We start from the raw sequence: 7,531 nt of genomic DNA on the forward strand, positions 1-7,531 counted from the left end.
GGTTAGAAATGATAAACTGGGCTCAAATATGGACTGAACAGTATGAAGCATCGAGCAGACTCAAAGAAGTTGGTGATTGCGCATCACTTTGGGATTCAAAGGAGCGGGCCCTTGAATTTTTGAATATGTCCAGGGAAAACCCTGAACGGATAGAACAGGTATTATCCCGTCTCCCGATTACCAGAGAAAGTCGTATCCTTGATATTGGTGCAGGTCCAGGAACCCTTGCCATTCCGTTTGCACAAAGGGCTGGACATGTCACTGCCGTGGAACCTTCCACCGGAATGGTTGAGGTCATGAAGGATCAGGCAGCGGATTTGAACATAAGCAATCTTACTATTCTTCCAAAACGGTGGGAAGATGTTGATATTTCTTCAGATCTCGCAGGCCCCTTTGATATTATCATTGCTTCGTATTCCCTCGGGATGCCGGATATCAGTGGTGCCATTGATAAGATGCAGGCGGTATCAGACGGCCAGATCTGGCTTTTCTGGTTTGCGGGAACAACCCCATGGGAACGGCATATGGAACGGTTATGGCCAAAAATACACAACGAATCATACTCGCATGGACCCAAATCAGATGTGTTGTTCAATGTGCTGTATCAGAAAGGGATCTACCCGAATATGACGGTCCATGAGATGAAATATCAGAAAAAATACCAATCCATAGACCATGCAGTATCTGAAATGAGAAGACAGATTGGATGTTCTGATAATTATGAACCACTAATCAGGGAGTATCTGGCTGATAAAATTACAATTGACGAACATGCAGTCATTGAAAATGGTATGACCACCCGGGTCTGCATATGGTGGGATACAAATCAATTTCCAAAACTGGATCAACGAAAAAACTAACGAAGATTTGATTACGATGAAGATGCTTGTTTGTGGAAAAGGTGGCAGCGGAAAAAGTACTCTGACTGCTCTTCTGGCACAGCATTATGGACAAAAAGGCAAAACAGTCATGGTCGTCGATACCGATGAATCGAACCTTGGACTGCACCGGTTCCTAGGCGTAAATCACCCGACTGATCTTATGGACCAGATGGGAGGAAAACTGGAACTGATGGGAAAGATGAAATCTGCCATGAATAGTTCTGAGGGGATGATGAATCTGAAGTTATTTGACCAGGAATGGAGGCTCCAGGACATTCCCCCTGCCTGCATTGCAGAAAACGGAAACGTGAAACTTCTCTCCATAGGAAAGATACATCATGCCGGAGAAGGATGTGCCTGTCCCATGGGTTTTGTCGCAAAACAATTCCTGAAAAATCTGAAACTCTCCGATAATGAGATGGTGATTATCGACACCGAAGCAGGATTAGAACATTTTGGCCGGGGCATAGAGGAAGGAGCAGATGCAGTTCTGATGGTTCTTGATCCATCGTATGAATCAATCCTTCTCGCTAAAAAGGCAGCAGATATGACAGCGTCCCTGAATCTTCCAATGTACTTTGTTCTCAATAAAATCACCCCGGAAATCAGTAACCAGATGAGAAAAAATCTCCCAGCAGACAAAATCATCGGAGAAATCCCAATGAACCAGAACCTCCTGTCAGCAGGTCTTACCGGGAAGGATATCGCAAGTTCAGCACAGTCAATTATGCCAATTATCCAGACTATCATCTCCGGGATAAATAGTTCGTGAAAATCCAAGGAAGATATTTCTTTTTTAAAAAAATTTATATCCGGAGTGGCATGGTTTTCTTGTGGAGAACCACACTGGCCATTATCAGAATCACTGTGAAGGTCAGGAGCATTCCAAGATCAAAAACAATCGGAAAACTTCCGGTACCGGTATACGAAAACCGTGCAATATCGGTAAAGTATGTGAGGTGAAATGAGGGCTATCATCTGGCCAGCTACAGGCATCTGATCAACCGGAATGAAAACCCCGGAGATACATAATTGAGATAATGGCTAAATGCCCCCTTACAACAAATTGGGGTTAGTAAATACTTCATAAATTAGCGATCATCAAAGAGGGGCTTTTAGCTACCCTCCAGAGTTTTTTAATATCAGACACGCCATTCATTTTTACGTAAATACAAATAATAATTTTTTATATATTTTTAATACTAATTAAGTTATTAACCATGAAAAAAATTTTGCAGAGCAGATTCGCACTGATGGTATTAACCGCTGCAATTCTCGCATGCTGCTGTTTACCAGTGATGGCTGAGGAAAAAATTTTACGAGTTGCAACAACCAATGAAGTCAAGTCACCTGCTTTCATTGGAGATTATACCCTGGGCCTCTTTAACCATATATCAAATCCACCTCTCATGCAGATGGATCAAAATGGAAAACTTATCGGCCTTCTTGCAGATCATTATGAAGTATCATCTGATAATACGCAATGGACATTTTACATAAAAGAAAACCAGTTCTGGAGCGATGGTACTCCGGTCACCGGTGATGATGTGGCATTCTCAATTCAGATGTATGGGAAGAGTGTACCCAATGCAGGATGGATTGGAGAAACACTGACCGATACTGCAGTTGATGGAAATAAAGTTACGTTCACCTTTAATAAACCGTATACAAATCTGGCTCTCGAATTCACATCATACAGCATTCTGCCCAGACATATCTGGGAGTCTGTTGAAAACCCGAATGAATATACCAGTACCGGTCCATATGTGGGTGCAGGGCCATTTTACCTGGATAACGTGGACTTGAATGCAGGAAAGGTAATTTTCAAGCGAAATCCTTACTGGAAGGGAACATCTCCGGCATATGATGCCGTTGAGATCAGCTGGTTTAAGAATGAAGACGCTGCAGCAAAAGCACTTGAAAGCGGTGCTATGGACACCTACTGGAAATACGCATCTTCCTATCCTTATGCTGCAGTTGATTCATTAAAGTCATCAGGTACCTTTGAAATCCTTGAAAAACCCACATCAGGATTGACATTTTTAGGATTTAATCTGAAAAAAGAACCTTTATCCGACATATCCTTCAGAGACGCAATAAGTTATGCTATCAATTATCAGGAAATGGTAAACATTGCAACTCTGGGATATGGAAGAGTACCAAACCGTGGATTCATCCCACCGGCTATGGACGGTTACATAAGTACACAGGCAATGGAATATAATCCTGAAACTGCAAAGAAAAAGCTTGAAAGTGCAGGATACAAAGACTCGAATGGGAATGGAATCGTCGAAGGAAACGATGGAAAGGATATTGTTCTGGATCTCTTAATCAGGAATGCATACAGCAGGGAAGCTGAACTTGTGAAGGAATATCTTGAAAAAGTTGGAATTGGTGTTGAGATACGCTCAGTTGAAGACAATACCTGGTTCGAATTAAAAGATACGTATAATTATGATATTACCCTGACCAGAACGACCCCCTGGGGAATGCTGATGCATGCGAACTGGGCAACCGGATACTTTGACAGCCGGAGAACTGGGCAGGGCGTTCTTCACACGGTTGACGATCCGGTATTTCTTGAGCTGTGTGATAATATCCTGGCAACAACAGATACGACTCTGTTAAACAGATATGCACAGGATGTCCAGAATTATTATGCCGATAATCTTCCTGGAATCCCTCTCTACTGGAAGAACGACATTACCCCATACAACAAGAAGATCACCGGCTGGTATTCAAATCCCCTCTATGGTATCATGAATGAATTTACCTTAACCGGGGTAAAACCTGTAGCCTGATACATCAGGTTTATCCATGGGAGCCTCTTTTTTATCATTTCATTATCTTATCCGGAAAATTTTCAGATACCTCTTCTCTTTTGTCATTATTCTCCTGGTGGTCTTTCTTCTCCCACGGATGATGCCAGGAGATCCGATCGCAAATCTTGTCGGTGAGGATGTATACCTCTCTCCGCAAAAAATTCTTGAACTCCGGAGTGCATTCGGCCTTGATTCTCCTCTACATGAGCAATTTTTTGTATATTGCATGAAACTTTATCAGTTGGATCTTGGATATTCCTTTCATATGCACGCACCGGTGAGTTCTCTTCTAATTGACCGGGCAGCCTGGACCCTGCTCTATATCGGGATTGCAATAGTGTGTGGAATAATCATTGGTGTTGGACCTGGAGAAAAAGCCGGATGGGAGAGCGAAAAATGGTGGGCCCATTTCCTTTCTGCCGGGGCGGTACTCATATCCTCAACACCTCCGTATCTTCTCAGTCTTATCGTTCTGGTTATCTTCGTGTATCACTTTGGGTGGTTCCCACTCAAGGGATTTTACGATACGTTTGATATAACCAGTATCATTCATCATCTTGTTCTACCGATCTCAGTCCTGACAGTCTTTTATGCATCACGGAATTTTTTAATCATGAGAGGAGCGGTCCTCTCAGAGAAATGCCAGTTATATCCGCAGTTTGTGAGATCACTGGGGATACCTGAAAAAGACATACTCTCCGGACATATCAGGAAAAATGCTATAATTCCCCTTATTACACTCATCGCACTGGACTTTGGTTTCCTCTTTTCAGGTGCCTTATTCATCGAGATCGTGTTTTCATTAAACGGTATGGGAAGTCTTATCTATGATGCAATTCTTTCCCGGGATTATCCGGTACTGACCGGATCCTTTTTAGTGATATCCGTATTTGTCATTATGGCTAACATTCTCTCAGATATTCTCTGTATTGTGCTGGATCCACGGACCGGGAGGAACGAATGAAAAGGGGGAGATGTAAGAGAACCTTGCAGGATATCTCATTATACCTCTGTATCGGGGTTATTACCCTTTTTTTCATACTCGCCATAATTCCTGAAGTATTCGCACCCTTTCCGGAGAATAAACGATTCATCCCGTATATGGATCCGGATACCGTTCATTTTCTCGGAACCGATGATATGGGGTATGATATCTTCAGCCTTCTTATTTATGCTGCACGGATTTCACTTCTTATCGGATTTTGTGCGGGAGGTTTTTCAATCTTCATAGGAACTGCAACAGGGCTTGTCAGTGGATATTTCAGGGGCTGGATTGATGATCTTCTTATGGCCCTTACCGATATCGTCCTTATCATTCCAAAAATACCTGCAATCATTCTTATTTCTGCATTTTTAAGGCCAAGCATCTGGATTCTTATTCTCATCCTCGGTTTTTTTTCATGGGAGACAACAGCCCGTGTGGTCAGGGCACGTACCTTGCAGATGAGTACTTCCGGCCATGTCTTGTCGGCACGATCTCTGGGATTTTCCTCGTACCAGATACTGATCTCCGATATCGTACCTGTCATCTTTCCGGTTCTTCTTCCCAAATTTATGCTCACAATTACGGGAGCAATGATATCAGAAGCATCGCTTTCTTTTCTGGGACTTTCGGACCCAACGATGAACAGCTGGGGAAGGATGATCTCAGATGCATTTACTCATGGTGGTTTTATCAGAGAAATGTGGTGGTGGTTTCTTCCTCCTGCCATTTGTATTAGTGGAGCGATAATCTCCTTTATCAGAATCGGTATGGTCTATGAAAAGCCCGGACAGGAGACCATGGTGGAATGAAAAAAAATCCCTTGCTCCAGGTTTCGGATCTTTCTGTCACGTTTCAGACGAATGGTGATACGATTCGGGCTGTGACCGGATTTTCTTGCCAGCTGGATTATGGCATCTGTACGGCAATCATTGGAGAATCCGGGTGTGGTAAATCAGTAATCGCCCATGCAATACTTAGACTTCTGCCAGAAACCGCATTAGTTACAGGTTCAGTGCAGTTCAAAGGAAAGGATTTGTATAGTCTGTCTCTGGAAGAGTTGAATGCCATTCGCGGAAGGCAGATTGGCATAATATTTCAAAGTCCTGACCGTGCCCTAAATCCCACCTACCGGATTTACAGGCAGATTGACGTACCATTACGAAATCATCAGGTAGTACCGGAGAAAAAAAGAAAAGACCATATTTTAACCACCTTACGCAATGTAGGATTTTCTCATCCGAATGAGGCAGCCCGTCTTTTTCCCTGTCATTGCTCCGGAGGAATGAATCAGCGTGCGGTTACTGCGGTTGTTCTCTCACTCCTTCCTGATTTGATAATTGCTGATGAGCCTACGAAGGGATTAGACTCATTACGAGTATCTGATGTGAAATCGAGCCTATTAAAGGTTAAAGATGAAGGCAGGACATTATTACTTGTTACTCATGATATCTGCCTTGCACAAGATCTCTCTGAAGAGTTACTGGTCATGTATGCTGGAGAGATTGTTGAATCTGGTAAAACACAAGATATTTTACAAAGCCCTATGCATCCATACACCAGGGGACTTCTCAAAAGCCTGCCAGAGAATGGGTTTATTCGAATCCCTGGTTCGGCCCCTTCCTATGCGAATATGCCATCAGGATGCCGGTTTCAGGACCGGTGTGCGTATGCATCCGAAAGATGCAATAACAATCTGGAGTTACTCAATAAGAACGGGAGGATGGTCAGATGTCATCTGTTCTGCTAGAGGCACGAGACATCCAAAAAACATACCGGAAGGGGCTTTTCGAGACAACTCATAAAATATTGGATTTGTGCTCTTTTACCCTGCAGGAAGGTGAAACTCTGGGATTATGCGGTCCTTCCGGATGCGGGAAAAGTACACTGGCTCGTCTTCTGGCCGGGCTCGAACATCCTGATTCGGGACAGATCCTGTTTCACGGAAAAAATATTTTTACAGAAGATAATCTTACAAAAAAGAAAATCCGACAAAAAATTCAGATTCTGTTTCAAGATCCCCAAGGTACATTTAATCCGGTAAAAAAAATTGGCACCTCTTTTGATCGCGTTGCTTCTTTGTATAATATGCAGCTGGCCGGGTCAGATATGACTACTTTACTCACAACCGTCGGACTTCATCCTGAAATCCTCAACCGGTATCCACATGAGATTTCAGGAGGTCAGGCACAAAGGCTCGCTTTTGCACGGATTTTACTCCTGAAACCGGAGTTATTAATTCTTGATGAACCGACATCCGGTCTGGATATATCAGTACAGGCACAGATCCTCCATTTACTAAAAGATTTAAAGAAAAAAGAAAAAATATCCTATCTATTCATTTCTCATGACCGGGAGGTGTTATCTTTCATGTCTGATCGTTTAATATTTTTGAAAGATGGACACATTTTTCAGGATGAACAGTTCGGTAATAAATAAATTCAAAAATACAATTTACTAACATTTTACGTCTTTAACTCTAAGGTCTTCTTCATCTCTTCCCTATCTGCATCTGATTTTAATCTTTCCCCATACCGGTTTTTATTGCTTCTTTATCTAAATCAGATAGTTCAATAGTGCGAACTCCTCCAACCTGGTAAGAAGCTATCCCTTTCTGAATCGGTTGTTCCATGCAAACCCATGCTGGTAAGGGTCCCATAGAGCATGTAATAGTGCCTGTCAGTGCCTGTCCTTAGCGGATAATGAATCAAGAAGGAAGAAGGACATTCCCGACAATCCAATCAATGTCCCTTCTGAATCCTTGATAAGCCGCTTACCAGCCTTCCGGTTATCTTTAAATTCATTAAGCATTATCTGGGGGATACTCTTGATATTATAGAAATTAT

General features: G+C 42.6%; 7 protein-coding genes. All 7 read left to right on the forward strand.

Annotated features, from left to right (window positions below):
* Positions 1-860, forward strand: an 860-nt coding sequence (locus PLA23_RS08270) for a class I SAM-dependent methyltransferase (protein ID WP_324474831.1), incomplete at its 5' end; no start/stop codon positions are given.
* A 16-nt stretch (positions 861-876) separates the two neighbouring features.
* Complete coding sequence (locus tag PLA23_RS08275; protein ID WP_324474832.1) at positions 877-1,653, forward strand: ATP-binding protein; 777 nt, start codon at positions 877-879, stop codon at positions 1,651-1,653.
* A 481-nt stretch (positions 1,654-2,134) separates the two neighbouring features.
* On the forward strand, positions 2,135-3,682 hold the full coding sequence (locus tag PLA23_RS08280; protein WP_324474833.1) for an ABC transporter substrate-binding protein: 1,548 nt from the start codon (positions 2,135-2,137) through the stop codon (positions 3,680-3,682).
* A 16-nt stretch (positions 3,683-3,698) separates the two neighbouring features.
* A complete protein-coding gene (locus PLA23_RS08285; RefSeq protein WP_324474834.1) occupies positions 3,699-4,667 on the forward strand; it encodes an ABC transporter permease in 969 nt (322 codons plus the stop codon).
* Positions 4,668-4,690: 23 nt separating this feature from the next.
* Positions 4,691-5,497, forward strand: coding sequence for an ABC transporter permease (locus PLA23_RS08290; RefSeq protein ID WP_324474835.1), 807 nt, complete (start codon positions 4,691-4,693; stop codon positions 5,495-5,497).
* Positions 5,494-6,435, forward strand: a complete 942-nt coding sequence (locus PLA23_RS08295) for an ABC transporter ATP-binding protein (RefSeq protein ID WP_324474836.1) — start codon at positions 5,494-5,496, stop codon at positions 6,433-6,435. The genes PLA23_RS08290 and PLA23_RS08295 overlap by 4 nt, the downstream gene beginning before the upstream one ends.
* Positions 6,417-7,124 carry an ABC transporter ATP-binding protein gene (locus PLA23_RS08300; protein WP_324331764.1) on the forward strand — a complete coding sequence of 236 codons (708 nt, stop codon included), beginning with the start codon at positions 6,417-6,419 and terminating at the stop codon, positions 7,122-7,124. Before PLA23_RS08295 ends, PLA23_RS08300 begins: the two co-directional genes overlap by 19 nt.
* Positions 7,125-7,531 lie beyond the last annotated feature (407 nt).

Origin of the sequence: Methanospirillum sp. (assembly GCF_035406105.1) — an archaeon.
Taxonomy (GTDB): domain Archaea; phylum Halobacteriota; class Methanomicrobia; order Methanomicrobiales; family Methanospirillaceae; genus Methanospirillum.

Coding starts and splice junctions, on each gene's coding strand:
- PLA23_RS08295 (WP_324474836.1), top strand. CDS start 5,494: ATGAAAAAAAATCCCTTGCTCCAGGTTTCGGATCTTTCTGTCACGTTT.
- PLA23_RS08280 (WP_324474833.1), top strand. CDS start 2,135: ATGGTATTAACCGCTGCAATTCTCGCATGCTGCTGTTTACCAGTGATG.
- PLA23_RS08300 (WP_324331764.1), top strand. CDS start 6,417: ATGTCATCTGTTCTGCTAGAGGCACGAGACATCCAAAAAACATACCGG.
- PLA23_RS08285 (WP_324474834.1), top strand. CDS start 3,699: ATGGGAGCCTCTTTTTTATCATTTCATTATCTTATCCGGAAAATTTTC.
- PLA23_RS08275 (WP_324474832.1), top strand. CDS start 877: ATGAAGATGCTTGTTTGTGGAAAAGGTGGCAGCGGAAAAAGTACTCTG.